We start from the raw sequence: 26,135 nt of genomic DNA, 5'->3' as shown, positions 1-26,135 counted from the left end.
GAGCTTAGTGGCACCTATGCCTCCGGAGATTCGGCAAGCCACCATGGGTGAGTCCAGGTCCGGGCAGCGAAAAGGGGCCCGGCTGGATGCCGAGCCCCTTCGCGTGCCGGTGACGGATCAGACGATCTTGCCGGACCAGTTCTTCGCAGCGGTCTTGTAGACGGCCAGGGTCTCACCGTCGAAGTACGGGGAGACGCTGGTGTCGATGCGGTTGTTGCCGTCGGTGTCGGAGACCGCGATGGTCACACCGTTGAGGTAGCCGAGACGCTTGGCGCTGCTGTAGCGGTAGAGCCAGGACGAGCCGATGGCGCCCTCACCGGTGAAGGAGGACTTGATGCCCACCAGCTCCTCGGCCTTCATCGACGGCGCGGCCGCCTTGAAGGTCTTGCCGTACGACCACTTGAGGGTCTTGCCGGAGAAGGCGTAGTTGCCGTCCGGGTGCGAGCCGCTCGGGTAACCGAACACGAAGATGCCCGTGCCGATCTTCTGGTTGTACGCCAGGCCCTGGCCACCGACGTTGGAGCCGAGGGTGCCGACGTCCTTGAGACCGATGGACAGAGCCCGGCCGGTCAGGCGGTAGTCGACGTCGTAGTTGATCCAGTAGGTGCGGACGACGTACTTGTCGCCCTTCTTGAGGTAGAAGGCCTTGCCGTCGCGGGACTCCTTGCCCTCATCCCAGCCGCGGGGCTTGAAGGTGGACTCCTTGTCCGTGACGCCGGTGCCCTCCTTGAAGGGGCCGTCGGCCGGAGTGCCCTCGGGGTTGAGCTTCTTCCACTCGTCCCGCTTGACGTAGACCTTCTGCGACTCGCGGGTGCCCTCCTTGACCACGTGGTCGGTGTCGACCACGGGCTGGATGGTCACGTTCGAGTAGGCGCTGTCCTTGTCGAGCTTGGCCTTGGCCAGCCTCGCCTCACGGGAGGTCTCGAAGGTGCGGTCGTAGCTCTTGCCGGAGGCGCTGGTGGGCAGGACGCCGTTGTAGACGGTCACGAACGCGTAGTCGCGGTCGCCGTCCTCGTAGACGTCGAAGTCGTAGTGGGTGTACGCGGTCTTACCCACGTAGATGCCCCACGGGGTCTTGCCCTGGTAGTAACCGGGGACGAAGACCCACTTGTCGAGGGTCGCCTTGTTGCTCTTGGTGTCGTACACGCAATGGCCGGCGGTCGCCACCAGGTTCTTGTACTGGCTCTGCACGGAGGTCGCCGAGCACCAGTGCGGCTTCTTGTCGGCGCCGATGAAGAACACCTTGCCGGTGGTCTTCGGCAGGTTCACGTTCTTCGACGTGCCGCTGGTCGCCTTCTTGTCACCGCTGGAGCCGACGACGCCGGCCTTGCTGTCGGCGGAGGCGCCACCCGTGGAGACGTGCTTGGTGGGCAGCGTGGTCTCCACCGCGTACGGGGTGGCGTTGACCAGGTTGGCCTTGTTCTGGCCGTACCAGAAGGCGGCGACCTGCTTGGCGGCGAAGTTGGTGCTGGCCAGGGTGTCGTGCGGAACGGAGTCCGCGTGGGCGGGGGCTGCGACAGCCGCGGAGGCCAGCAGGCCGACCGCGATGCCGCCGAGGGTGAGGGTGCGCTTCAAGTTACTACTCCCTGGTCTGATCGTCGGGCGCCGCTCGCGCCCCATCCGTCAGTAAAGGACGGCTAAAAACTATCTGAGGATTTGCGAGAAGTGACCGCCTAAGTGGTTTTCAGTCTGATCACCACGTCAAGATCGCGACTGCCGCCGTCGCCGGCACCCTCTCGGCGGCCGCCGCGTTTTCGCTGATCACAGAGGCCGCGATCGCCGGCTTGTCACGGAATGTCACTGATCGACACAGGGTCTCTGTGTGACGTAAATCACACTCATCCGATGGAACGGGAACGCCTGTCGATCACGTCCAACTTGATCTGTCACGGCGGCGGCAGAGCGGTGCGAGGGAGCAGACGAAGGAGCATGGTCCGGTCCGTCTAATCCGACCGCCGCCACCGCCAGTTCAGCTCGCCCGGCTCCGGCGCCGGGCCGGGGAGAGCCGCCGCATCGACCCCGGTCAAGCCGTCGAGCACCATCGACAGGAAGCGCCGCCGCAGCTCCCGCGCACGCTCCGGATCGGGCACGCGGACGGCGGCGCACCCCTCCAGCACGAGTCCGATGTCGTCGGCGACGACGTCGCGGCGCAACCGTCCCGCCGCATGGGCCCGCTCCACCAGCCGGCCCATCAGCTCGGCGGCCCGCCGCGCGTCACGCCCCATCTCCTCGGTCGACGTGAAGGTGCCGGCGAGGTGGACCGTGAGCGAGTGCACGTCGGCGTCGACGATCCGTTCGAGGAAGACGACGAGCGCCTTCCATGCGTCCGGCTCGGCCTCGACGGCCTCCGCCTCCTCGATCCAGCGGCGCAGCCCGTCATGGCACAGCCTGCGCAGCAGGTCCTCCTTGCCGGGATATCTCCGATAGAGCGCACTCATTCCGACCCCGGCCCGCTCCGCGACGGCCGCCACCGGCGCCTTCGGATCGGCGAGGAAGATCTCCCTGGCGGCGTCGAGGATGGCGGCGTCGTTGCGTGCGGCCTGACCCCGCCGTCCGGCGAGGCCAGTGGAACCCTGGTCGTCCATCTGCTTCGGCATGCGGTCACAGTAACAGTGGAACAGAGCATTCCGTTCTGGTAGAGTACCCTTCGCAGCGGAACGGAACATTCCGTTCTTAACGGAGAGGAAGCACCGATGAACGAGACCACGACGGCGAGCTGGCGGACCCTGCTGACCCAGGCGCACGACGCGCTGCGCGCCGCCGTCGCGGGCGTCGGCGGCGAGGCATGGGACGCCGCGACTCCGTGCGAGAAGTGGTCGGTCACCCAGGTGCTGCAGCACGCGGCCGGGGACCAGATCGCCTACGCCGCCGCGATCACCGGTGGGCCGTGGCCCTCCGAGGACCCGTTCTCGCCCTCCGGCCGCATCGAGGGCGACCCCGGGGCACACCTGACCGCGGCACTGGACGCCTCGGCCGGCGCCTGGGCGACCGTGGACGACGACGCCGAGCAGGTGCCGGTTCCGCTCCCCCAGGGCCCCATGCCCGCATGGCTCGCGGCCGGCGCGTGCGCGCTCGACGCGGCGGTGCACGCCTGGGACATCGCCATGGCCACAGGGCGGCCCTCGCCGCTCACCTCGGAGATGGCCCGGCCGCTGATGGACGTCGCCACCCGGATCGTCGAACCGCTGCGGGCCTACGGCGCGTACGCCCCCGCTCTCGAGGCCGGCGACGAGGCCGACGACGTGACCAGGCTGCTCGCCTACCTCGGCCGCCGCTAGCTCGTCGCCGCCGCGGCCCGCTGTTCGGCGATGCGGGCGAAGTCCTCGATCCTCAGCTGCTCCCCGCGCACCGAGGGGTCGATCCCGGCCCCGACCAGGGCCTTCTCGGCGGCGGCCGCCGTGCCCGCCCAGGTGGCGAGCGCGGCGCGCAGCGTCTTGCGGCGCTGGGCGAAGGCCGCGTCGACGGCGGCGAACACCTCCTGGCGGGTCGCCGTCGTCGCCGGCGGCTCCCGCCGTACGAGCGAGACCAGGCCGGAGTCGACGTTCGGCGCGGGCCAGAAGACGTTGCGCCCGACCGGGCCGGCCCGGCGCACGTCGGCGTACCAGGCCGCCTTCACCGAGGGAACGCCGTAGATGCGCGACCCCGGAGCCGCGGCGAGCCGGTCGGCGACCTCCGACTGCACCATCACCAGCCCGCGCCGCAGCGACGGCAGCACCTCAAGCAGGTGCAGCACGACCGGCACGGACACGTTGTACGGCAGGTTGGCCACCAGCGCGGTCGGCTCGGTCCCGAGCTCGGCGGGCCCGATCTTGAGCGCGTCGGCGTGCACCACGTTCAGCCGGCCGGCCACCTCGGGGGCCCGCTCGGCGACCGTCAGCGGCAACTGCTCCGCCAGCACCGGGTCGATCTCCACGGCGACGACCTCGGCGACCTCCGGGAGCAGGGCGAGGGTGAGCGAGCCGAGCCCCGGCCCGATCTCGATCGCCACATCCTGCGGTGTGACCTCGGCGAGCCGGACGATCCGGCGGACGGTGCCGCCGTCGATCACGAAGTTCTGCCCCAGCTTCTTCGTCGGCCGGAGGTTCAGCTTCTCAGCGAGCGTACGTACTTCGACCGGCCCGAGCAGACTCATGCCTCCAGTGTCTCCCGCGCTACCAGGCGCCGAAGACGGTCTCGCCGTTGGCCGTGATCCGGGCGGCGAGGTCGGCGACGTCCATGCCCTTGACCTCCGCGAGGCAGCGGAGCGTGAGCGGGATCAGGTAGGGCGCGTTGGGCTTGCCCCGATGCGGCGTCGGCGGCAGGTAGGGCGCGTCGGTCTCCACCAGCATCAGCTCGGGCGGGGCCACCGCCGCCGCCTCGCGCAGATACCCGGCGTTCTTGTACGTCACCGGGCCGGAGAACGACATGAAGTAACCGGCGTCCACACACCGCTTGGCCATCTCGGCGTCGCCGGAGAAGCTGTGGAAGACCACCGCATCGGGAGCGCCCTGGTCGGCGAGCACGGCGAGCACGTCGTCGTGCGCGTCACGGTCGTGGATCACCAGGGCCTTGCCGGTGCGCTTGGCGATCTCGATGTGCGCGCGGAAGCTGGCGTGCTGGTCGTCCTTCGACGCCCAGTCGCGGAAGTAGTCGAGCCCGGTCTCCCCCACCGCCCGCACGTACGGCCGCCCCGCGAGGTCCTCGATCTCGGCGAGGACTTCGGGCGTGGAGGCGTGCGCCTCGTTCGGATGGATGGCCACGGCCGCGTAGACGTCCCGGTGCTCGCCGGCCACCTCGGCGTTCCACCGCGAGGACGGCAGGTCGTATCCGACCGTCACCAGGCGCGTCACGCCGACCGACCTCGCCTCGGCGAGGATCGACTCGACGTTCGCCCCGGCCGCCTGGGCCGCCAGCGCGACGGGATCGCCCGAGGACGCCTGCCGGTTGCCGACCATGATGTCCAGGTGGCAGTGGCTGTCGAACACTTCCGCCGGCAGCGCCTCGGGCGGCGCGGGACGCTCACGCGACATGGTCAGGCGTTCTCCAGCCGCGGGAAGAGGATCTCGCCCTTGACGACCTGCGCCCCGGCGGGCAGCCCTCCCCAGGTGGCGACGTCGGCGATCCGCTGGTCGGCGAGCGCGCCCAGGTGCGGCTCCGCCCCGAGGGACGCCCACAGCTTGGCGCTCGTGGCCGGCATGATCGGGTGCAGCAGGACCGCGATCGCGCGCAGCGACTCGGCCGCCGTGTAGAGGATCGTCGCGAGCCGCGCCTGCCCCTCGGGCGATTCGTCCTTGGCCACCTTCCACGGCGCCTGGTCGCTCAGGTAGCCGTTGACCTGCTTGACGAAGTCGAAGATGGCGCCGATGCCGCCGGCGAAGTCCAGGTTGTCACCGATCATGGTGTCCGCCTGGGCCGCCGCCGCGGCGAGTCCGTCCGCGACCGCCTGCTCCGCCGGGCCCGCGTTCTTCGCCTCAGGCCCAGTGCCGCTTTTACCCGCCTCCGGCAGGATGCCGTCGAAGTACTTGCCGATCATCGCCGCGACCCGGGACGCCAGGTTGCCGAAGTCGTTGGCGAGCTCGGAGGTGTAGCGGGCGGAGAAGTCCTCCCAGGAGAACGAGCCGTCCTGGCCGAACGGGATCGCCCGCAGGAAGTAGTAGCGGTAGGCGTCCACGCCGAAGTGGCTCGTCAGGTCGCGGGGCGAGATGCCGGTGAGGTTGGACTTGCTCATCTTCTCGCCGCCGACCATGAGCCAGCCGTTGGCGAACACGCGCCCCGGCAGCGGCAGGCCGTTCGCCATGAGCATCGCGGGCCAGATGATCGCGTGGAACCGGAGGATGTCCTTGCCGACCAGGTGCACGTTGGCGGGCCAGGTGGCGTCGAACTTCGCCTGGTCGGAGCCGTAGCCGACGGCCGTGGCGTAGTTGAGCAGCGCGTCGATCCAGACGTAGATGACGTGCTTGGGGTCCCAGGGGATCGGGACGCCCCAGTCGAAGGTGGACCGCGAGATCGACAGGTCCTGCAGGCCCTGCTTCACGAACTGCACGACCTCGTTGCGCGCCGAGGCGGGCTGGACGAAGTCGGGGTTCTGCTCGTAGAACTCCAGCAGGCGCGGGCCGTACGCCGAGAGTCTGAAGAAGTAGTTCTCCTCCTTCAGCCACTCCACCGGGCGCTTGTGGATCGGGCACAGGTCGCCCTCCAGCAGATCGCCGGGCGACTTGTACTCCTCACAGCCGACGCAGTAGGGGCCTTCGTAACCGCCCTTGTAGATCTCGCCCTTGTCGTACAGGTCCTGCACGAACTCCTGGACGCGGTCGGTGTGGCGCGACTCGGTGGTGCGGATGAAGTCGTCGTTGGCGATCTGGAGATGCTCCCAGAGCGGCTTCCAGGCGTCCTCGACGAGCTTGTCGCACCACTCCTGGGGCGACACGCCGTTCGCCTCCGCCGTACGCATGATCTTCTGACCGTGCTCGTCCGTGCCGGTGAGGTACCACACCTTCTCGCCGCGCTGGCGGTGCCAGCGGGTGAGCACGTCGCCCGCGACGGTCGTGTAGGCGTGGCCCAGGTGCGGGGCGTCGTTGACGTAGTAGATCGGCGTCGTCACGTAGAACGCCGACTCCCCGGATGCAGTCGTTCCTGTAGCCGCCATGTGCGAATCCTATCGGCCCCGGGGAGATGACTCCCCGGGTTGAAACGCCGGGTGAGTGGTCAGGCCACGGACTCGCGGCCGGCGGTCTCGGACTCGCGGGTGACGGCCTCGGCGGCCTCCTCGGCGGCGGACGCCGCGATGTCGACCGGGTTCTCCCGCGTACGGCGGATGCCGAGGATGCTGATGAACAGCGACGCGAAGATCGTCTGGAAGCTCATGATGAACGCCATCGCCGACGGCACGACGAGGCGCAGCGACTCGGCCGGGATCAGCTCGCCGAAGCCGCGACCGCCCCAGTGGGCGAGTGAGGCCACCAGGCCGACCAGACCGGCCACGGCCAGGGCGCCACCCGCGAGCAGGCCCTTCTCCAGCGTGACGACGTCCACCAGCCTGCGGATGCGCCGGTCCTCGGGGAGAAAGCCCTCCTCGGCCGCGTACACCTTGGTGAACAACGCGAACAGCACGGCCTGGAAGCCGATGACCACCATCGCGGACGCGCCGACCAGCGTGTCGACGTCGAAGGCGAGCTTGCCGATGTAGACCGGGCCGAACGTCAGCGCCGCCCCCGCGACCAGGCCGAGGCTCATGAGCACCAGGCCCGGGATGAAGAACAGCCAGCGCGGGCTGTAGAGCATCAGGAAGCGCAGGTGGCGCCAGCCGTCCCGCCAGGACCGCAGGTGCGGCGGGCGGGAGCGGCCGTCGGGCGACAGGGTGGTGGGCACCTCGCGGACGTTGAGCCCCTGCAGGGTCGCCTTCACGACCATCTCGGAGGCGAACTCCATGCCGCCGGTCTGGAGCCCCAGCCGCAGGATCGAGTCGCGGCGGAAGCCACGCAGGCCGCAGTGGAAGTCGCCGATCTCGCTGGGGAAGAACAGCCGGCCGACGAACGACAGGACCGGGTTGCCCAGGTAGCGGTGGAGGGGGGGCATGGCACCCGGGGCGATGCCGCCGCGGAACCGGTTGCCCATGACCAGCTCGGCGCCGTCCCGGAGCTGCTCGACGAAGGGCATCAGGTTGGTGAAGTCGTAGGAGTCGTCGGCGTCGCCCATGATGACGTACTTGCCGCGGGCGGCGCGGATGCCGCCGATCAGGGCGTTGCCGTAGCCCTTCTCGTCAATGTGGACAACCCGGGCGCCCGCGTCACGGGCCAGCTGTTGCGAGCCGTCGGTGCTGCCGTTGTCGGCGATGACCACCTCGCCGTCGATTCCGTTCTCGCGCATGCAGGTGAGTGCCTTGCGAACGCAGATCTCAACGGTCTCGGCCTCATTGAGGCATGGCATGACAACGGTAAGTTCCACGTCGCAACTCCTCGCATATGACGGCAGGACACCAATGATGCCCGCTTCCCAGTAGCGTCCGAGTCAAGTCCGCGAAACGGCTGGCATTCTGTAACCGTGACTCCACCCACCGCTGGAGCGGCGGGCTCCCCGAGTCGCCGGTCAAGCGGCGCCGCAGAGGACGAGCCCGGCCCGGAGAATTCTCAGCACGCCGGCCGTGCCGGCGTGCGCGGTATGCCCGCAGGTGAGGCGCCGGAATGCCGCCCAGGTGGCGCGGTTTTCCTTCGCCACATGCGCGCGGGTGTCCATTGGAAGGCATCGGCGAAATCCGAGGGGAGGAAGCGCGGACTCACCCGCCGGTTGAAGCAGGCGGTCGAATCCGCGCGACTTTGATGGTCGCGATCGCGGATCCTCCCTCGGTGAACGCCTCCCCGGCCGGCGGATGGGGCCGTCCTCTCGCCTTGCTGCGCCGGCACCGGGTCTTCGCGGCCGCGCTCGGCGTCGCCTTCGTGCTGCGGATCGTCACGATGCTGGGCTTCGGCCCGGCCATGTGGTTCAACGACTCCTACGACTACGTGTCGGTGGCGCTGCGCCCGCGTCCGCACCCGATCCGCCCGGACGGGTACAGCTTCTGGCTGCTGCTGCTCAAGCCGTTCCACAGTTTCTCGCTCGTGGTGTTGACCCAGCACCTCATGGGCCTGGCGACGGCGTTCCTTATCTACGCGCTGCTGACCAGAAGATTTGGGATGCCAGGCTGGGGGGCGACGCTGGCCGCCGTCCCCGTGATGTTCGACGCCTACCAGATCCAGCTCGAACAGCTGATCATGTCGGACACCATGTTCATCCTGCTCGTGGTGGGCGTGGTGACGCTCGTGCTGTGGCGGGAGCGGATGACCTGGCGGGGCGGGACCGTGGTCGGGCTGCTGCTCGCGCTGACCGCGCTGACCCGGAGCATCGGCCTGCCCATCCTCGCCCTGGTCGTGGCCTATCTGGTGATCAAGCGGACGGGCTGGAAGCCGATCGCCGCCATCGTCGCCGCGTGCGGGCTGCCCGTGCTCGCGTACATGGGCTGGTTCAAGGCGGTGAACGGCCAGTTCGCGATGACCAACAGCGACGGGGTCATCCTCTACATGAGGACGTCGCTGTTCGCCGACTGCCACAAGATGAACATCGACGAGCGCCGCGAGCTGGAGCTGGCGCTGCTGTGCATCAACGTCGCGCCCAAGGACCGCGGCCTGTCCGCCCAGGCGTACCTGTGGTGGGACGACCAGAACCAGCTCCACGTCTTCGGCTCGGGCATGAAGTTCACCCCGGAGATCAACGCGAACGCGAGCGCGTTCGCGAAGAAGGCGATCCTGTCCCAGCCGGGCGACTACCTGGCCGCGGTGGCCAAGGACTTCTTCCGCGCCTTCCAGTGGGGCCGCCCGCGGTTCCCCGACGCCAAGACCTTCCTGCAGTACGAGTTCGACAACGAGTACACCCGCAAGCTGCCCAAGTGGAGCTCCTACCACAGCACCACCGACAAGGACGCCGAGGCCTACGAGAACGGCCCGGCCGCGACGCACATGGTCTCGCCGTGGTCGGACATCATGATCGGCTACCAGAAGGTCGTACGGCTGCCGGGCACCGTGCTGGGCCTGCTGCTGCTGTTCGGCCTGTACGGCGTGGTGCGGCGCTGGCGCGACCTCGGCGGGCCCGCGCTGCTGCCATGGCTGGGGGCGGTGGGGCTGATCCTGGCCCCGGCGGCGACGGCCGAGTTCGACTACCGCTACCTGCTGCCCGCGGTGCCGCTCGCCTGCCTCGCCGCCGGCATCACCGCCGCCGGTCTGCTGGGCGGCCCCTCGCCGCGGCTGTCCTCACTGCGTCTGTCCTCACTGCGCCGCCCCTCGCTCCGCTGACCCGGCGCGCGGGGCGGCCGGCCCTCTCGCGGATCAGACCCGGCACGCGGCGCCCGGCCCCTCACGACGCCCGGCCCCTCTCGCGGGGTCAGGCGTCTCTTTCGGGGTCAGGCGTCTCTTTCGGGGTCAGGCGCCGTGGACGGCGTTGTAGAGGTCGCGCTTGGAGACGCCGGCCGACTTGGCCACCTCGGCGATGGCCTGCTTGCGCGACACCCCCGCGTCCTCGCGCCTGGCCACCTCCTCGACCAGTTCCTCGATGACCGGCGCGGCCTCCTCGGCGGTCCGCCCCGCCACCACCAGCGTGATCTCGCCCCTGACCTCGCCCGCGGCCCATTCGGCCAGCTCGCCGAGGCCGCCGCGCCGGACCTCCTCGTAAGTCTTGGTGAGCTCCCGGCAGACGGCGGCGGGCCGCTGCGCGCCGAAGGCCTCCGCCATCGCCGCCAAGGTCGCGTGCAGGCGGTGCGGCGCCTCGAAGAACACCATCGTGCGCTCCTCGGCCGCCAGCGCCGCCAGCCGCCTGGCCCGCTCCCCCGGCTTGCGCGGCGGGAACCCCTCGAAGCAGAACCGGTCGCTCGGCAGGCCGGAGACGACGAGGGCGGTCGTCACCGCCGACGGACCGGGCAGCGCCGTCACGGGCAGACCGGCCTCGACCGCGAGGCGGGTGAGCCGATAGCCGGGGTCGGAGACGCCCGGCATGCCCGCATCGGTGATCACGACGACGGTCCGGCCCTCGCGCAGCGCCTCCAGCAACTCGGCGGCCCGCGCGCTCTCGTTGGCGTCGTAGTAGGACACCACCCGGCCCCCGATGGCGATCTCCAGGTCGGTGGCGAGCCGCCGCAGCCTGCGGGTGTCCTCCGCCGCGATCACGTCGGCCGCGGCGAGCACCTCGCGCAGCCGTGGGGACGCGTCTTTGGGCTGGCCGATCGGGGCTGCGGCGAGAACGAGCACGCGTCCACCCTATGGCGGGCGTGAAACATTCATCGACGAACGGCCGGTTGCCCCAATCCACGCGCGACCCGTGTCCTCGGCGGGGACGCACCAGTAATCTGTCGGCGTGGCCGTGACCGACTATTCTCACAAGGCGTTCGAGCAGCCGGAAGAGGGACCACAGGGCGAGGCCCCGACGGTTTCCCTGCGCGACCGGCTCGTGCCGCCCATGCCCGGCAGCGCCATGTGGGGCTGGCTCGGCCCCATCCTGGTCGCCCTCTTCGGCGGGTTCCTCCGGTTCTACCGGCTGGGCACCCCGCACTCGGTCGTCTTCGACGAGACGTACTACGCCAAGGACGCCTTCGCCACCGTCAAGTACGGCGTCGAGCGGCAGTTCGTGGACGGAGCAGACAAGCTCCTGCTCGCCGGCAACGAGAACATCTTCAAGCAGTGCGGCTCGGTGAGCGAGTGCGCCTCATACGTGGTGCACCCGCCGATCGGCAAGTGGCTGATCGGCCTCGGCGAGATGATCTTCGGAGCGAACCCGTTCGGCTGGCGCTTCACCGCCGCGCTGCTCGGCACGCTGTCCATCCTGATCCTCGCCCGCACGGCCCGCAGGATGACCCGCTCGACGCTGCTCGGCTGCGCGGCGGGCCTGCTGCTGTCCCTCGACGCCCTCCACTTCGTGCTGTCCCGTACGGCGCTGCTGGACATCTTCCTGATGTTCTGGGTGCTCGCCGGGTTCGCCTGCCTCGTGGCCGACCGGGACTGGTCCCGCAGCCGGCTCGCCGAGTGGCACGAGGCGGGGTCGCCCGCGGCCGGGCCGCGGCTGGGCCTGCGGCCCTGGCGTCTGGCCGCCGGGCTGTGCCTCGGCCTGGCCATGGCCACCAAGTGGACCGGCGGCTTCTACATCGCCGCCTTCGCGATCATGACGCTGCTGTGGGACGCGGGCGCCCGGCGGGCCGTCGGAACCTCCCGGCCGTACGGCGAGGTCGTCCGCCGCGACCTGCCGCTCGCCGCGGTGTGGATGGCGGTCGTCCCGATCGTCACCTACGTCGTCTCGTTCACGGGGTGGTTCGTCACCGACAAGGGGTACGGCCGCAACTGGGACCAGGCCACCTCGAACGGCCCGGTCTACTTCGTCATCGACTCGCTCCGCTCGTGGTTCGACTACCAGAAGCAGGTGCTCACCTTCCACACCGGCCTGGAGTCGAGCCATCCCTACCAGTCCGAGCCATGGCAGTGGCCGCTGCTGCTGCGCCCGGTGGCGTTCTTCTACGAGTCGCCGAAGAACTGCGGCGCCGCCTCCTGCTCGTGGGCGGTGCTCGGCACCGGGACGCCGGTCATCTGGTACGCCGGTCTGGTCGCGCTGATCGGCATGATCGCGTGGTACGTCGCCACCCGCGACTGGCGGGCGGGCGCGGTGCTGCTCGGCTACGCCGCCGGATGGCTGCCGTGGTTCTACTTCGCCATCGCGGACAACCGGACGATGTTCATGTTCTACGCGATGCCGATGGTGCCGTTCATGATCCTGGCACTCGTGCTGGCCTGCGGGCTGATCATCGGCAAGGAGGACCCGGCCAGGCCCAACCGGCGCGTGGTCGGCACGGCCGTGGTCGGCGCGTTCGTGCTGCTGGCTCTGGTCAATTTCGGCTGGCTCTATCCCGTGATCGCCGCCGAGTCCGTCCCGTACGACTCCTGGCACGCGAGGATGCTGTTCGACTCGTGGATCTGATACCCCCGTATCGTTGGGCGCGTACGTCGCGTCCTAGGGTGCAGCCAGAGGGGGGGTGGTCGCGAGTGATGCCCGGTCGTCGTCAACGATGGGGTCGATACGGCAGACTGCGGGTCATGCCCGCACCTGACGTCGCCGCGCTCCTCGCCCAACTGGAGCGCTCCGAGCCGGACATCGCCGAGTCCGCCCGCGTCGCGGTCGAGTGGCTCGCCGGCGGCGAGGCGCTGGAGACCATCAGCCAGTTCGATGTGTGCGAGTTCCTCTGGTACACGCTGCCGATCAAGGTGCCGGGCGACCAGGCGACCATCGCCAGGGCCCTCGGCCGGCTGCTCAGGCTCGCGGGCATGGAGCGTTACGCCGCCCTGTGCGATTCCCCGGCCACCGCGCGGATCCTGCTGACGTACGTCAGGGAGGGCGAGGAGGCCGGGGCCGCGGCCTACCACCGTGAGCTCGAGGCCACCGGGGTGCTGCCCCCGGACATCGCCGAGCTGTCGTGGAGCTCGATCATGGGGCCGGAGGAGCTCGGGGCGCACGTCGCCTGCGCGGCCGCCCTGGAGCTGGCCATCGTCACCGGCGACCCGGTGGACCGCGAGGAGCTGACCCGCCGCTGGCTCACCGCGCCCCGCGCCGAACTGGGCGGCGACTGCTGGCTGCACCGAGTCCACGGCGAGCGGCTGAACCGCTGGGTGCTCGGACGCGGCACCGCCCGCCGCGAGCTCGCCCAGCCCTTCGAGGTGCGGCTGCACGCGCCCATCGCGGCTCCGGACGAGTCCCACCTCGAACCGCTGCGCTGGCTGCTCGGCCTGGCGCGCACCGGGGTCCGCCTGACCGAGCGGCTCAACGTCGGGCGTGCCGTGGCCGCCGAGGCGGCCGACCGGTTCGGCTGGGGCAACCGGACCAGGTCCGGCGTCGTGCGTGGCGAGGCCGACGTGCCCGCCCTCACCGAACTTCGGCAGATCGCCGTGCACGACCTCGGGGCGCTGCGGCGCAGCGGCCGGAGGCTGGTGCTCACCACCACGGGCAGGAACCTGCTGGACGACCGCGCCGCCATGTGGCAGGCGGCCACGCCCACGCTGCTCGCCCCCGCCCCAGGGGAGCACGACTTCGAGGTCTCCATCCGCGAGTCGGCGCTGATGATCCTGGTGGACGGCGACGTGGTGCGGGACGACGACCTGCGCGCCCGGGTCGCCGAGGTGGTCAACGGCGAGGGCTGGCGCACGACGGACGGCGGCCGGGTCGGCGGCGCCGACCTCACCGGCCCGCTCGCCCGGCTCCGGCACCGCCTCGACGCCCTCGGGCTGGAGGCCGCGGCCGGAAAGCCCGAGACCGCGTCCCTGGAGCCCGAGGCGGCAAGCCGGGAGCCCGTGAGGCGGGACGTGGACGCCGGGACGTGGCGTCTCACGACCGCCGGGCGCCGCGGCGCGCTCGCCGCGCTGCGCGCCCAGGCCCTGCGCCCCCGCCAGTACGCCGGCCTCGGGTGAACCTCTCAGGGGGCCTGTAGGACGTCCAGGTAGTGGGCGTTGTACATGATCCCCAGGATGTTGCCGAACGGGTCGACGACCGAGGCGGTGACGAACCCGGGGCCGCGCTCCGTCGGCGCCTCGTGCTGCCCGGCGCCCATCGACAGCAGCCTGTCCAGGCTCGCCGCCACGTCGTCGACGTGCCAGTAGACGACGGCCCCGCCCGGCGTGCCCACCTCGTGCGGCGCGTAGCGGCGGTCGATCAGCCCCAGTTCGTGCTGGTGATCGCCGAGGCGGAACTCGGCGTAGGCGAGCCGCCCGTCCGGCCCCCGGCGCTCGAAGTACGCCTCCACGCCGAGCAGCTCCGCGTACCACCTCTTCGCCTGCTCGACGTCGTCCGCCCAGAAACTCACGGTCGTCATTCCGCGCAGCATTCGTGCTCCCTTCGTTCTGGAATGAACGCTAGGAGGCCTTGAGGAACATATGGTTCCGCAATGCGCGGGAGACTGTGGCCATGCTGGAAACCTCCGTACGGCTGCTGCGGTTGCTGGCGCTGCTCCAGGCGCGGCCCGGCTGGTCCGGACCCGACCTGGCGGACCGGCTCGGGGTGACCACCAGGACCGTACGCAACGACGTCGAGCGGCTGCGCGTCCTGGGCTACGAGATCCACTCGACCACCGGCACGGCCGGCGGATACCGGCTGGGCGCGGGGTCCGCCCTGCCTCCGCTGCTGCTGGACGACGAGGAGGTCGTCGCGGTGGTCGTCAGCCTGCAGGCCGCCGCGGGGAGCACCGTGACCGGCATCGAGGAGACCTCGCTGCGCGCGCTGACCAAGCTCCAGCGCATGCTTCCGTCCCGGCTGCGCCACCGGATCGAGGCCGTACGCGCCGCCACGGTCGCGGTGCCGGGCCACGGCCCCACCGTGGATCCCGAGACGCTGACCTCGATCGCCGCGGCCGTCCGCGACCGCGAGACCCTGCGCTTCGACTACCTCGACCACCGGGGGAACGAGGGGCGCCGCACGGCCGAGCCGCACCGGCTCGTGTTCACCGGGCGGCGCTGGTATCTCCTGGCCTGGGACGTCGACCGCGGCGACTGGCGGACCTTCCGCGCCGACCGCGTGCGGCTCCGCACCCCGAACGGCCCACGCTTCACCCCGCGCGAACCACCCGAGGGCGACGCCGCCGCCCACGTCGTACGCGGCGCGGGCTCGGCCGCCTGGAGGCACCGGGCCGTCGTACGGCTGCACGCGCCCATCGAGGTCATGGGCGGAAGGCTCACCGCCGCGGCCGGCCTGCTGCGCGCCGACGGCCCGGACGCCTGCGTGCTGGAGACCGGCGGCGACTCGCTCCACAGCCTGACGGCCTTCCTCACCGCCCTCGACGTGCCCTTCACCGTGCTCGACCCGCCCGAACTGCGCGCCCACCTGCGTGCGCTCGCCGAGCGCTACCGGGCCGCGGGGGCGGGTAGCGTGTGAGGCCATGCCGGACGAGACGATTGCCGTGGACGACGACATCCGGAGCGTGAACGCGTTCTGGCGGCGGCTGGGCCTGCCCGGCCTGATCGACGTCCACACCCACTTCATGCCGGAACGCGTCCTGACCAAGGTGTGGGCGTACTTCGACTCCGCCGGGCCGCTGATCGGCCGGGCCTGGCCGATCACCTACCGGCTGCCGGAGGACGACCGCGTCGAACGGCTCAGAGCCTTCGGCGTGCGGGCGTTCACCTCCATGCTCTACCCCCACAAGCCCGGCATGGCGGAGTGGCTGAACGACTGGGCCGCCGGCTTCGCCGCCCGGGTCCCCGGCTGCCTGCACACGGCGACGTTCTTCCCCGAACCCGGCGCCTCTCGGTATGTCGCGCGGGCGATCCAGGCGGGCGCCCGGGTGTTCAAGGCGCACCTCCAGGTCGGCGGGTACGACCCGAACGACCCGCTGCTCGACGAGGTCTGGGGGCTGCTGGAGGACCACGGCATCCCCGTGGTGACGCACTGCGGGTCCGGCCCGGCCCCCGGGCCGCACACCGGGCCGGAACCGATCGCGGCCCTGCTCGCCCGGCATCCCCGGCTGCGTATCGTGATCGCCCACATGGGCACTCCCGAGTACGCCGAGTTCCTCGCCCTGGCCCTGCGCTATCCGGCGGTCTGCCTGGACACGACGATGGCCTTCACCGGCTTCACCGAGGAGACCGCGCCCTTCCCCCGGGAGGCCGTCCCGCTGCTGCTGGAGCTTCAGGACCGCGTCCTGCTCGGCACCGACTTCCCCAACATCCCCTATCCGTACGCGGATGCGCTGTCGGCCCTGGCCGGCCTGGACCTCGGGGACGGGTGGCTGCGCGCCGTCTGTCACGACAACGCCGCCAGGATCTTCGGTCTGTACGCGGCGGACCGCCGACGGTAAAAAAGTGACCGTGGTGAAGCCGCGTGCGAACTCGCGTGGTAAGTACGGTGTGGACGCCCCGGCGGTGCTGACCGGGCTGACGCTGGGCGGAGTCGCGGAGACGGCGCTGGCCGCCGGGCTCTTCGCCGTCGGCTGGGCCGTCCCGGCGGTGGTGCTGCTGATCGGCGGCGCCATGATGATCATCGGCGCGGCGCTGTTCGCGCACACCACCCTGCGCGGCAAGTTCCGTGTCTGGGACGCCGAACTCGACCGGCTCGGCCTGACCGGAGGCGAACGCGTCCTCGACCTGGGCTGCGGCCGCGGGCTCGTCCTGCTCAAGGCGGCGGCGCGGGTTCCCGGTGGCGACGCGACCGGCGTCGACCTGTGGACCCACGACCAGTCGGGCAACAGCGGCGAGGCCACCCTGGCCAACGCCCGCGCCGAGGGCGTCACGGACCGGGTCGCGCTGGTCACCGCCGACATGCGTGGCCTGCCCTTCCCTGACGCCACGTTCGACCTGGTGGTGTCCAGCCTCGCCGTGCACAACATCACCGACGCCGAAGGGCGCGCCGATGCGGTACGCGAGGCGTTTCGCGTGCTGAAGCCGGGCGGCAGGCTGCGCCTGGCCGACTTCAGGAACGCCCCCCGCTACGCCGAGGTGCTCCGCGAGTGCGGTGCCGCCGACGTCCACGCGTACGACCTCGGCTGGCGATTCTGGTACGGCGGGCCGCACGCCAAGACGTCCATGGTCGCGGCCACACATCCGTGACGCATGACCCGGAACGCACCGGAGGCCGGTCTCGCGTGGGCGGGACCGGCCTCCGGGCTTCTGAGCGGCTGTACCGGCTGGTTACGGCAGGGCCTCGATGACGGCGTCCCGCCAGTCGTAGTTCATCCAGTCGTAGTTCGCGGGCAGGCCGCCGGTCACGGCCTCCAGCTCGCTGTCGTCCAGCGGGCGGAGGGTCTTGTCGAAGTCGTTCATCTGAGACCTTTCCGTAAGGAACGTGCTCACCGAAGGTCCCAGACGCGGCTTGTAGAGATCTTGAAGATCACTGGGTTTTCGTGTGGACCGGTCATGCGGGTGACATCACCTCATAGAGGTTGCGCGCCGCGTCGACGAAGAACAGCCCGCGCGGGCACAGCGGGTGATCGATGCGGCCGTTGTCGGGATGGGCCGGATCACTGCCGTAGGCCACCCCGGCCTCCCGCAGGCGGGCCAGGATCCGGTCGAACGTGGCCGGATCCACGTCGAACGCCAGATGCACGCCGACGGGGTTCTCCACGGTCATGAAGTCGAGGGTCAGCGTCTCGTTCACCCGTACGGGCGCGAAGTGGCCGTTCCGGCCGGCGGGCGGCAGCTCCGCCAGGCCCATGATCGAGGCGAGGAACCGGGCCGCCTCGCGGTTGTCGACGGCGGGGACGATGGTGTGGTTCAGCGTGATGGTCATGCCGCGCTCTCCGGTTCCTTGAGGGTGCCGTGCAGCAGGATGTCCACGAGCTCCTCCGGCGACGGGTCCACCCCGGCGGACGCGGAGAGGGGACGGGTGAAGAGCATCCCCAGGAAGACCGAGGCGATCCTCTCGGGCTCCAGGCGCAGCGCCGCCCGATCGGGTTCGATGATCTCGACGATCGCCTCGTGGGTCGCCTTCATCGAGGCCTCCCTGCCTCCGGGCGCCGGCCGGTCGCCGGGGGCCTGCCGATCACCGGGGCTTCGCTCGCGGCGGTGACCGGTGCCGTGCAGGGCTCCGATCACGGTCCCCATGCGTCCCAGGTGGGCGCGCAGCGCCTCGGCCGCCTGCGTCAGCCGGTCGGGAAGCGGTTCGTCGAGGGAGATCGAGGCCAGCTCGCGCAGCACGTGACCGGGGTTCATCGCTTCGACCAGACACGCGTCGAGCAGTTCGTCCTTGTCGCCGAAGGCCCGGAAGACGGTGCCCTCGCCGATGCCCGCGGCCCGGGCGATCTGACCTGTGGTGACAGCGGCGCCGTACTCGGCGACCAGGGGAAGCGCCGCAGCGACGATCATCGCCCTGCGCTGCTCGGGGCTCATCGCCGGCGCCCGCCGGCGGGGAACGGAATCTGTCATGCCCACGACGCTATGGAGTGAGCACTCACTCCGTCAATGGATTTTCGTGGACGGTGGTCCGTTCAGGAGGAGGGGCTGTCGCCGGCCGGAGCCGTCGTCGCCTCGGCGGGAGCGGACGGGAGGCACAGGACGAAGCGGGCGCCGACGGAGCTGTCCTCGATCGTCAGGCTGCCTCCGTGGGTCTCCGCGATCTGCCTGGCGATCGGCAGCCCCAGCCCCGCACCCCCGGCGTCCCTGCTGCGAGCCGAGTCCAACCGGGTGAACCGGTCGAACACCACTTCGCGCTTGTCCCGTTCGATGCCCGGCCCGTCGTCCACGACTTCCAGCACCGCCGCGCCCTCCGGATAGCGCCGATCGCCGCACCCGCCGCCGGGCTCGTGCCGTACGGACACGGTGATCGTCGTCCCGGCGTGCCGTTCGGCGTTGTCGAGGAGGTTGGTCAGCAGGCGAGCGAGACACACCCTGTCGCCGAGCACGAACACCCCGGGCTGGAGGGCGGATTCGACGCGCTTGGCCGGGTGACGGCGGTTCCGCAGCTCCGCGGCCACGACCTCGGCCAGATCGAGCCGCTGCTGCTCCCCGCGCATGCCGTGGTCCAGTCGCTCAAGGGTGAGCAGGTCGCGCACGATCGCCTGCAGCCGGTCAAGGCTGGGCAGGAGGACCGAACCCAGCTCGGGCACGCTGGTCTCCTCCGGCGCGGCAAGCCCGTCCTCCACTTCCGCACGCATCGCGGCTATCGGGGTGCGCAGGTCGTGGGAGGCGTTGGAGACGAACTCACGCTGTCGCCGCAGCGCGCCGTGCACCTGTCGCAGCGCGGTGTCCAACCGGCTGAGCGTGTGGTTCACGCTTTCGGCCATCCCCTGGATCTCGTCGTCCGTGGCCGGCACCGGCACACGGCGACCGGGGCAGTCCCCGTTGATCTCGTCGAGCTCCGCCCGAATGGCGTTGACCGGCCTGAGCGACGCCCGCACGTTCCGATGGCCGAGGTAGGTGATGGCCCCGGCCAGCGCCGCCGCGCCCACTCCCACCAGCCCGGCCAAGCGGGGGTCGACCCACGGGGGCACCGCCGGGGATGCGCTGTAGACCATCCATCTCTCGCCCGCGCGGTGCGCCCACTGCGCCACGACGACGTTGCAGTCGGCAGCCGCGAAGACACCGCCGCACACGACGCTGGTCGCGCTGTTCCTGCTGTCCGGCGGGGTGAAGCGCGCCATCCTCGGCATCCCCCGCACATCGGGGGTCGAAGCGACAACACGGCCGGATGGGTCGACCACCTGAAGGTTGCGGAACTCGCGCTCGGCAAGCGGATAGGCCGGCTGTCCCCGCTCCATCTGGACGGCCACACGGCCACCCGCCGCCGCGACCTCCCTGGTGACGGTGTCGCTGGCGTAGCGGTGGATGGCCGTCATGAGGAGCAGGGCCAGCAGCGCGCACAGCAGGGTGGCCATCACCCCGGTGAACAGGGTGATGCGGCTGGTGATGGAGAAGCGGCCCTGCAGGTTCATCCTGCCCCCTCCGGCCAGTGGACCACATGGGGCGGAAAGGGCCGGGAAAGAGGCGACACCTCAATCTCGGCAGGGTGTCAAGGCCCTACCCGCATCCCCTGTGAAAGGCCAAGGGTTCTCCCGCGTCTCCTCCGCGTGACCTCACGAAGCCCGGAAGTGCCGTTCGGAGACGATCACCGTGTGCGTGTGATCACCGGCGAGCAGGTGGGTCCGGTCAACCTTCCGCCTTGGTGAACTCTTGAACAATTCACGATCGAGCTGTTACCGTCACCAACCAACATTAAAGGCTGGATTCGGGGCGATTTCGGGCTTTCGGAATCGGGGCCAGCCAGACCGCGGCGATGGTGCCGCGGCCTCACCGTTCGAGGAGCAACGCATGCAGCATGCCCTGCCCAAGCGACGCCTCGCGGCCACCGCCGCGGCGTTCGCCATGGTGGGTGCCGCCTTCCTTGGAGGCGCGACCGACTCGGCCAACGCGGCCACCACCGACGAGCCGACGTCGACACCGGTCAACGTGGACATCCCCGACGGGATGCTCATGAGCTACGTCGTCAACGCCCGGATCGCCAACCCCGGCCAGACTCGTCTCGTCGAGCGCGCGGTCCAGTCCGCCGGAGGTGTTGTCGTCCAGTCCTGGCCCGAGATCGGTGTGGTCGTCGCCCACTCCGACCGGGCGGCCTTCCGCGCGAACGTCACCGCCAAGGGTGGCAACGCGGTCGCCTCCGTCGGCGCCACCCGCACGGCCGGGGTCTCCGAGGGGACGCCGACCGAACTGGCCCCGCCGTGGGGTCCCGGCGCCAGCGGGTACAAGAAGGGTGCCAAGAAGCCGGACAACGGCGACATCCCGTCCGACCCGCAGCCTGGCGAGAGCCTCGACCCCAACGAGGGCGTCCAGTGGGACATGCAGATGATCAAGGCCCCGCAGGCGCAGGCGATCTCTGACGGCAACCGCAACGTCCTCGTCGGGGTGCTCGACAGCGGCATCTCGCCGACGCACCCGGACCTCAAGGCCAACATCGACGTCGCGAACTCGGTCAACTGCACCAACGTCGGCCGTCCGGACCAGACGCCGTTGGCCTGGCGCCCGACGACGAGCGACCACGGTACGCACGTCGCCGGCACCATCGCCGCCGCTCGCAACAACATCGGCATCGTCGGTGTCGCGCCGAACGTGCGCATGGCATCCGTCAAGGTCGTCAACGACGACGGCTTCATCTACCCGGAGTACGCCGTCTGCGGCTTCATGTGGGCGGGCCTGAAGCACATGGACGTCACGAACAACTCCTACTACGTCGACCCGTTCGAGTTCTGGTGTGACGACCAGCCCGACCAGGCCGCCAGCAAGGAGGCCGTCCGGCGCGCCGTGGAGTGGGCCACCAAGCAGGGCGTCGTCAACGTCGCCGCGGCGGGCAACTCCAACTACGACATGGCCAACAAGACCGTGGACACGGGCAGCCCCAACGACGCGCCGAAGCCGACCGTGCGCACGATCAACAGCCACTGCAGCGACATCCCGGCCGAGTTCGACGGTGTCGTGACGGTCGCATCCCTGCAGCGCGTGGGCACCACGCTGGACAGCGTCCGGTCGTCCTTCTCCAACTACGGCCTCGGCAAGATCGACGTCGCGGCTCCCGGCTCGTCGATCTACTCGACGACGTGGAACACCCGGACGGGGGCCGACGGCTACGGCACCAAGAGCGGTACGTCCATGGCGAGCCCGCACGTCGCCGGCGTCATGGCGCAGATGAAGTCGGCGCACCCGTCCTGGTCGCCGGCCCAGATGCTCAGCGAGCTCAAGGCGCGGGCCGTTCCCAAGCCGTGCCCGCTGAACACCGCGGCCTGCACCGGCACCGTCAACGACAACAGCTTCTTCGGCGCTGGTGTCGTCGACACCCTCGCGGTCGTCAAGTGAGCTGACACCCTGGTATCACCTGAGTAACACCACCACGCTGGGCCCGCACCGTCATGACGGTGCGGGCCCAGCGCCATTCGGCGACCAGGAGTCGGACCAGACGACCCACGATCGCTTCTCCGCCGGCGCGCGAGTGTTCGCTGACTTCTGACAGTGGGAACGAGGCGGTGACCGTACCTACGGGCCTCGACGGCGAACGGCCCGGCACGTAGCGACACGGCCCTGAACAGCGAAAAGGCCCGCCAGGTGGATCACCTGGCGGGCCTTCGTCGTGGTGGAGCTATGGGGATTTGAACCCCAGACCCCTTCGATGCGAACGAAGTGCGCTACCGGACTGCGCTATAGCCCCAACGACCTCGACTAGATTAGCAAACTCCGCGGGGTGTTCGCGCCACCGAGTCAGTCTCCGGCCGCGCGGCGCCCGTCGGCGTACTGGTCGAAGACCTGGACGCGCTTGCGCGCCTCGAACTTGATGATCTCCGCCTCGCGGGCCGCGGCGGCCAGGGCACGGCGGCGTTCCCGCTGGCGGCGCAGGTGCTCGGCCCGCGCCCGGGCGGCCCTCTCCCGCTGCTCCCTGTCCGCGCGTACGGCCACACGCAGCACGGCGAGATAGCCGACGAGGAGCACGCCCGAGGGCGCGACGGCCCACCAGGGCATCACGCGGACGGCCGCGGTGACCACGGAGGCCAGCACGAGCAGGATGCTCCACAGGAGCCGCCGCCGGCGCCGGGCGAGGATCCGGGCGCGGCGGTGGGCGGCGACACGGCGGGCCCGCGTGTGGCGCTCCGCCGCGATCTGGTCCGGGGTGACGGCCTCGGCGCCCGGCGCCGCAACGGAAGACGCGGCGGAGTCCGCGGACGCCGCCGGCGGTGTGACGACCGTGTCGGCGTCGCCCCCGTCCGCGTCACCGGTGCCGTCGGAGCTGTCGGAAGCATCGGCGGAGGCGTCGCCCTCCGATGAGTCGTCGGCGGCGGGCGGCTCGGACAGCGTGGACGCCTCCACCTGCTCCTCGAACAGGTCGTCGTCGGTGTGCCGGTCCCGGCGCAGCCACATGGGCAGCAGGACGCTGAGCCACATGACGACGATGGCGAGGTAGAGCAGGGCGCTACCCATGCGCCCACCTCCGGACCACCGTACGGACAGGCCAGAGGGCATGGTGAACACGTCCGTGGCCCTGTGTCGGCGGAGAGGTGTTCACGTCACGCACCGTAGGACTGTGTGTCACTGAATGACGAGCATTCAGTCCGGTGTGTCGCGAGATCGTCAAAGCTCTTCATGTAATTCGATCCCGTGCGAGCGCGCGATCCCCAGAGGCCACGCCGGTCGCTCGCCCGAAGACGTGCTACCGGCGGGCCAGCGGCGGTCGGGGTGCGATGGACGGAGCACGCTTCCTCATGTGGATGCCTCCCGTGGCGCGGTTTCGGTTACCGCCAAGGAGCATCACAGCGCCCGTTAGTGATCGGCTTGTCCTTCGATTGCAGCCATCCGGGCGCGGGCCCCTAACCGGGGCTGGACTCGCTGCGGCGGGCGGCCGAGTTCATGGTGCGGCGCCACTGGACGAGCAGTCCGCGCGGCACGTCCTCGACGGTCAGCGCGTAGCAGATGTGGTCGCGCCAAGCGCCGTCGATGTGGAGTTGACGCCGGCGGATGCCCTCCTCGCGGAACCCGAGTTTCTCCACGACCCTGCGGCTGGCGTGGTTCTCCGGCCGGATGTTGGCCTCCAGGCGGTGTAAACCGGTCGTGAAGAAGCAGTGGTCGACGGCCATGGCGAGCGCGGTCGGGATGATGCCCCGCCCGGCCAGCGCGCCGTCGACCCAGTAGCCCACCTGCGCGGAGCGGGCCGACCCCCACACGATCGCCCCCACGGTGAGCTGCCCCGCGAACCGTCCGTCGTACGTGACGACCCAGGGCATGGCCATCCCCTGACGGGCCTCGCGACGCAGCGTGCCGACCATCGAGACGTACGGCCCGAGGCCGGTGCGGAACAGCGGGGTCTCGGGGTTGCTCGGCTCCCAGGGGCGGAGCCATTCGGCGTTGCGCAGGCGGGTCTCGCGCCAGTCCCGCACGTCACGCAGGCGCAGCGGCCGCAGCCCGACGGGCCCCTCGGCCATGGACGCCGGCCAGCCGCGAAGTCGATCCATTCGTCAATCATCCACCGGAACACGGTCAACGCGCCACGCGGGACGCGCCCCATCCTCAGCGCGTATGGTCGCCGCCGTGGATCTGGTCGACGACGTGGGCCAGGATCGGGGTCAGCACGGCCATGCCGTCCCGTACGCCGCCGGAGGACCCGGGCAGATTGACCACCAGCGTCCTGCCGGCCTGCCCGGCGAGACCGCGGGACAGGATCGACGTCGGCACCTTCTCCCGGTTGACCTGGCGCACGGCCTCGGCGATGCCGGGGATCTCCCGGTCCAGCACCCGGCGGGTCATCTCCGGGGTGAGGTCGAGGGGTGTCACGCCGGTCCCGCCCGTGGTGACGATCACGTCGTAGCCCGCGGCGACGCCCTCGCGCAGTGCGGCCTCGACGGCGTCCCCGTCGGGGACCACGCGGGGACCGTCCACCTCGTCGCAGCCCGCCTCCTTCAGGAGGGAGGCCAGCAGCGGCCCGGAGCGGTCCTCGTAGACGCCCGCCGACGCCCGGTTGGAGACCGTCACCACCAAAGCCCGCACGCTCTTACTCCTGTCCGGAACGGGTCCAGTGGCCCGTCTTGCCGCCCGTCTTCTCCTCCACCCGCACGTCGCTGATCACGGCCGCCGGGTCCACCGCCTTGACCATGTCCACCAGCGCGAGCGCCGCGACGGTGACGGCCGTGAGCGCCTCCATCTCGACACCGGTCCTGTCGGCCGTACGGACCCGGGCGGTGATCTCCACCCCCTCGTCCACGACGGCCAGGTCGACCTTGACGCCGGTCAGGGCGATCGGGTGGCACAGCGGCACGAGGTCGGGGGTGCGCTTGGCGCCCATGATCCCGGCGATCCGCGCCACGCCGAGCGCGTCGCCCTTGGGCACGTCTCCCGCGCGCAGCACCGCCACCGCCTCCGGCGACAGCAGCACGCGCCCGGTCGCAATTGAGGTGCGCGCGCTGACGTCCTTCTCGGAGACGTCCACCATCCGGGCGGCGCCGGTCTCGTCCACGTGAGTCAGCTTCATAGCGGGATCACCTCCACCTCGGCGCCCTCGGGCAGCGAGGTCACGTCCTCCGGCACCACGATCAGCGCGTTCGCCCCGGCCAGCGCCGCGAGCTGGTGCGAGCCCTGCCGGGTCACCGGCGCCACGGTCTCCCCGGTCAGCACGGCCCGCAGATACGACCGCCTCCCCGCGGGAGAGCGCAGCGGCGCGGTCGCGGTCGCGCGTACGGCCGCGGGCGGCCCGGCCGGGAGGCCCTGCATCACCCGCAGGGCCGGCTTGACGAAGAGCACGAACGACACGAACGACGAGACCGGGTTGCCCGGCAGCGTGAAGATCGGCACGCGGTCGGGCCCCACGACGCCGAAGCCCTGCGGCATGCCCGGCTGCATGGCGACCTTTTCGAACGTCACCGTGCCCAGCGGGGACAGGGCCTCCTTGACCGGCTCGTACGCCCCCATCGAGACGCCGCCGCTGGTGATCACGGCGTCGGCCCGCAGGAGCTGGGCGTCCAGCGTGTCCATGAACTCCTTGGGGTCGTCGGTCACAGAACCGGCCCGGAACCCCTCCGCCCCCGCTTCGCGTACGGCCGCAGCGAGCATGAAGCTGTTGGACTCCCAGATGCGGCCCGCGCCCAGCGGGGTGCCGGGCTCGGCGAGCTCGGCACCCGTGGACAGCACGACCACCCTCGGCCGGGGCCGCACCAGCACCCGGCGCCGGCCGACCCCGGCGAGGATGCCGATCTGGGCGGCCCCGATCCTGGCTCCCTCGCGGAGCACCACGTCGCCCGCCCGCACGTCCTCGCCCGCCCGCCGGATCGCGTTGCCGAGCGGCGCCGGCCTGTCGATCCGCACGCGGGCGGTGCCGCCGTCGGTCCACTCCACCGGGACGACGGCGCCGGCGCCGGTGGGCATCGGCGCCCCGGTCATGATGCGGGTGACCAGTCCGGGGCCGAGGGCGTTCAGCCCGCCGTCCCCCGCCGCCACGTCCCCGATCACGGGCAGCGTGACGGGCGCGGCGGCCACGTCCTCGGCCCGTACGGCGTAGCCGTCCATCGCCGAGTTGTCGAACGGCGGCAGCGGGACGGGCGAGGCGACGTCCTCGGCCAGCACGGCGCCGAGGGCGGCCTCGATCTCGACCTCGAGCGGTGCGAGCGGGCGCACCGTCGCGAGGATGTCGGCGAGATGGCGGTCGACGGGCTTCAT

At 70.8% G+C, this 26,135-nt stretch carries 25 protein-coding genes and 1 tRNA gene; 8 read left to right on the top strand and 18 right to left on the bottom strand.

The window, feature by feature from the left end:
- Positions 1–117: 117 nt before the first annotated feature.
- Both ACQEVJ_RS04345 and ACQEVJ_RS04340 read right to left on the bottom strand, forming a co-directional pair.
- A complete protein-coding gene (locus tag ACQEVJ_RS04345; protein ID WP_433097390.1) occupies positions 118–1,575 on the bottom strand; it encodes a trypsin-like serine peptidase in 1,458 nt (485 codons plus the stop codon).
- 368 nt (positions 1,576–1,943) lie between these two features.
- Positions 1,944–2,597, bottom strand: a complete 654-nt coding sequence (locus ACQEVJ_RS04340) for a TetR/AcrR family transcriptional regulator (RefSeq protein WP_433097388.1) — start codon at positions 2,595–2,597, stop codon at positions 1,944–1,946.
- A 96-nt stretch (positions 2,598–2,693) separates the two neighbouring features.
- Between ACQEVJ_RS04340 and ACQEVJ_RS04335 the strand changes: the two genes are divergently transcribed.
- Complete coding sequence (locus ACQEVJ_RS04335) at positions 2,694–3,278, top strand: TIGR03086 family metal-binding protein (protein WP_433097386.1); 585 nt, start codon at positions 2,694–2,696, stop codon at positions 3,276–3,278.
- Here the strand turns inward: ACQEVJ_RS04335 and rsmA are convergent.
- Genes rsmA through ACQEVJ_RS04315 form a run of 4 tightly spaced genes read right to left on the bottom strand, consistent with a single transcriptional unit; the run spans position 3,275 to position 7,923 of the window.
- On the bottom strand, positions 3,275–4,132 hold the full coding sequence (gene rsmA / locus ACQEVJ_RS04330) for a 16S rRNA (adenine(1518)-N(6)/adenine(1519)-N(6))-dimethyltransferase RsmA (protein ID WP_433097384.1): 858 nt from the start codon (positions 4,130–4,132) through the stop codon (positions 3,275–3,277). The genes ACQEVJ_RS04335 and rsmA overlap by 4 nt on opposite strands.
- 19 nt (positions 4,133–4,151) lie before the next feature.
- The gene (locus ACQEVJ_RS04325) at positions 4,152–5,009 is read right to left on the bottom strand and encodes a TatD family hydrolase (RefSeq protein WP_433097382.1); all 858 of its coding nucleotides are present in this window, start codon (positions 5,007–5,009) and stop codon (positions 4,152–4,154) included.
- Positions 5,010–5,011: 2 nt separating this feature from the next.
- Positions 5,012–6,625, bottom strand: coding sequence for a methionine--tRNA ligase (gene metG, locus ACQEVJ_RS04320; RefSeq protein WP_433097380.1), 1,614 nt, complete (start codon positions 6,623–6,625; stop codon positions 5,012–5,014).
- Between the two features lie 59 nt (positions 6,626–6,684).
- Positions 6,685–7,923 (bottom strand): glycosyltransferase family 2 protein, encoded by a 1,239-nt coding sequence (locus tag ACQEVJ_RS04315; protein WP_433097378.1) that lies wholly within the window; start codon positions 7,921–7,923, stop codon positions 6,685–6,687.
- A gap of 398 nt (positions 7,924–8,321) precedes the next feature.
- Here ACQEVJ_RS04315 and ACQEVJ_RS04310 point away from each other — a divergent pair, with 398 nt between their 5' ends.
- Entirely contained in the window at positions 8,322–9,800 is a 1,479-nt protein-coding gene (locus ACQEVJ_RS04310; RefSeq protein WP_433097376.1) for a hypothetical protein, read from the top strand.
- A gap of 126 nt (positions 9,801–9,926) precedes the next feature.
- Here the strand turns inward: ACQEVJ_RS04310 and rsmI are convergent, their stop codons facing one another.
- Positions 9,927–10,748, bottom strand: coding sequence for a 16S rRNA (cytidine(1402)-2'-O)-methyltransferase (gene rsmI / locus ACQEVJ_RS04305; RefSeq protein ID WP_433097374.1), 822 nt, complete (start codon positions 10,746–10,748; stop codon positions 9,927–9,929).
- A gap of 106 nt (positions 10,749–10,854) precedes the next feature.
- Here rsmI and ACQEVJ_RS04300 point away from each other — a divergent pair, with 106 nt between their 5' ends.
- Both ACQEVJ_RS04300 and ACQEVJ_RS04295 read left to right on the top strand, forming a co-directional pair.
- Positions 10,855–12,462, top strand: a complete 1,608-nt coding sequence (locus tag ACQEVJ_RS04300; RefSeq protein WP_433097372.1) for a dolichyl-phosphate-mannose--protein mannosyltransferase — start codon at positions 10,855–10,857, stop codon at positions 12,460–12,462.
- 116 nt (positions 12,463–12,578) lie between these two features.
- A complete protein-coding gene (locus ACQEVJ_RS04295) occupies positions 12,579–13,943 on the top strand; it encodes a hypothetical protein (RefSeq protein WP_433097370.1) in 1,365 nt (454 codons plus the stop codon).
- Between the two features lie 5 nt (positions 13,944–13,948).
- On the opposite strand, the gene ACQEVJ_RS04290 is transcribed toward ACQEVJ_RS04295, so the two are convergent.
- Positions 13,949–14,356 (bottom strand): VOC family protein, encoded by a 408-nt coding sequence (locus ACQEVJ_RS04290; protein ID WP_433097368.1) that lies wholly within the window; start codon positions 14,354–14,356, stop codon positions 13,949–13,951.
- 80 nt (positions 14,357–14,436) lie between these two features.
- Between ACQEVJ_RS04290 and ACQEVJ_RS04285 the strand changes: the two genes are divergently transcribed.
- From ACQEVJ_RS04285 to ACQEVJ_RS04275, 3 genes are read left to right on the top strand one after another with little or no spacing between them, the layout of a single operon-like run.
- Positions 14,437–15,399, top strand: a complete 963-nt coding sequence (locus ACQEVJ_RS04285) for a helix-turn-helix transcriptional regulator (protein WP_433097366.1) — start codon at positions 14,437–14,439, stop codon at positions 15,397–15,399.
- 4 nt (positions 15,400–15,403) lie between these two features.
- Complete coding sequence (locus ACQEVJ_RS04280; RefSeq protein ID WP_433097364.1) at positions 15,404–16,321, top strand: amidohydrolase family protein; 918 nt, start codon at positions 15,404–15,406, stop codon at positions 16,319–16,321.
- Positions 16,322–16,325: 4 nt separating this feature from the next.
- Positions 16,326–17,069 carry a class I SAM-dependent methyltransferase gene (locus tag ACQEVJ_RS04275; RefSeq protein ID WP_433097362.1) on the top strand — a complete coding sequence of 248 codons (744 nt, stop codon included), beginning with the start codon at positions 16,326–16,328 and terminating at the stop codon, positions 17,067–17,069.
- Between the two features lie 81 nt (positions 17,070–17,150).
- Here the strand turns inward: ACQEVJ_RS04275 and ACQEVJ_RS04270 are convergent, their stop codons facing one another.
- The 4 genes from ACQEVJ_RS04270 to ACQEVJ_RS04255 form a co-directional block, all read right to left on the bottom strand.
- Entirely contained in the window at positions 17,151–17,282 is a 132-nt protein-coding gene (locus tag ACQEVJ_RS04270; RefSeq protein ID WP_433097360.1) for a hypothetical protein, read from the bottom strand.
- A 91-nt stretch (positions 17,283–17,373) separates the two neighbouring features.
- Entirely contained in the window at positions 17,374–17,748 is a 375-nt protein-coding gene (locus tag ACQEVJ_RS04265; RefSeq protein ID WP_433097358.1) for a VOC family protein, read from the bottom strand.
- The gene (locus ACQEVJ_RS04260; protein WP_433097356.1) at positions 17,745–18,383 is read right to left on the bottom strand and encodes a TetR/AcrR family transcriptional regulator; all 639 of its coding nucleotides are present in this window, start codon (positions 18,381–18,383) and stop codon (positions 17,745–17,747) included. Before ACQEVJ_RS04260 ends, ACQEVJ_RS04265 begins: the two co-directional genes overlap by 4 nt.
- Before the next feature lie 62 nt (positions 18,384–18,445).
- A complete protein-coding gene (locus ACQEVJ_RS04255) occupies positions 18,446–19,888 on the bottom strand; it encodes a sensor histidine kinase (protein WP_433097354.1) in 1,443 nt (480 codons plus the stop codon).
- Between the two features lie 376 nt (positions 19,889–20,264).
- Between ACQEVJ_RS04255 and ACQEVJ_RS04250 the strand changes: the two genes are divergently transcribed.
- Entirely contained in the window at positions 20,265–21,800 is a 1,536-nt protein-coding gene (locus ACQEVJ_RS04250) for a S8 family peptidase (protein ID WP_433097352.1), read from the top strand.
- 272 nt (positions 21,801–22,072) lie between these two features.
- Here ACQEVJ_RS04250 and ACQEVJ_RS04245 read toward each other — a convergent pair.
- The 6 genes from ACQEVJ_RS04245 to glp form a co-directional block, all read right to left on the bottom strand.
- Positions 22,073–22,149: transfer RNA gene (locus tag ACQEVJ_RS04245), tRNA-Ala, on the bottom strand.
- 50 nt (positions 22,150–22,199) lie between these two features.
- Positions 22,200–22,913 carry a divisome protein SepX/GlpR gene (sepX, locus tag ACQEVJ_RS04240; RefSeq protein WP_433097350.1) on the bottom strand — a complete coding sequence of 238 codons (714 nt, stop codon included), beginning with the start codon at positions 22,911–22,913 and terminating at the stop codon, positions 22,200–22,202.
- A 386-nt stretch (positions 22,914–23,299) separates the two neighbouring features.
- The gene (locus ACQEVJ_RS04235) at positions 23,300–23,941 is read right to left on the bottom strand and encodes a GNAT family N-acetyltransferase (protein ID WP_433097348.1); all 642 of its coding nucleotides are present in this window, start codon (positions 23,939–23,941) and stop codon (positions 23,300–23,302) included.
- A gap of 55 nt (positions 23,942–23,996) precedes the next feature.
- Positions 23,997–24,473: a MogA/MoaB family molybdenum cofactor biosynthesis protein gene (locus tag ACQEVJ_RS04230; protein WP_433097346.1), complete on the bottom strand. Its 477-nt coding sequence runs from the start codon at positions 24,471–24,473 to the stop codon at positions 23,997–23,999.
- Positions 24,474–24,477: 4 nt separating this feature from the next.
- Positions 24,478–24,954 (bottom strand): cyclic pyranopterin monophosphate synthase MoaC, encoded by a 477-nt coding sequence (moaC, locus tag ACQEVJ_RS04225; RefSeq protein ID WP_433097344.1) that lies wholly within the window; start codon positions 24,952–24,954, stop codon positions 24,478–24,480.
- On the bottom strand, positions 24,951–26,135 hold the full coding sequence (gene glp, locus ACQEVJ_RS04220; protein ID WP_433097342.1) for a molybdotransferase-like divisome protein Glp: 1,185 nt from the start codon (positions 26,133–26,135) through the stop codon (positions 24,951–24,953). Before glp ends, moaC begins: the two co-directional genes overlap by 4 nt.

The sequence above is a fragment of the Microbispora sp. CA-102843 genome (genome assembly GCF_050936215.1).
In the GTDB taxonomy this organism is placed as follows: domain Bacteria; phylum Actinomycetota; class Actinomycetes; order Streptosporangiales; family Streptosporangiaceae; genus Microbispora.
Note: the sequence above shows the minus strand (reverse complement) of the source record. Positions and strands in the feature narration are given on the sequence as shown.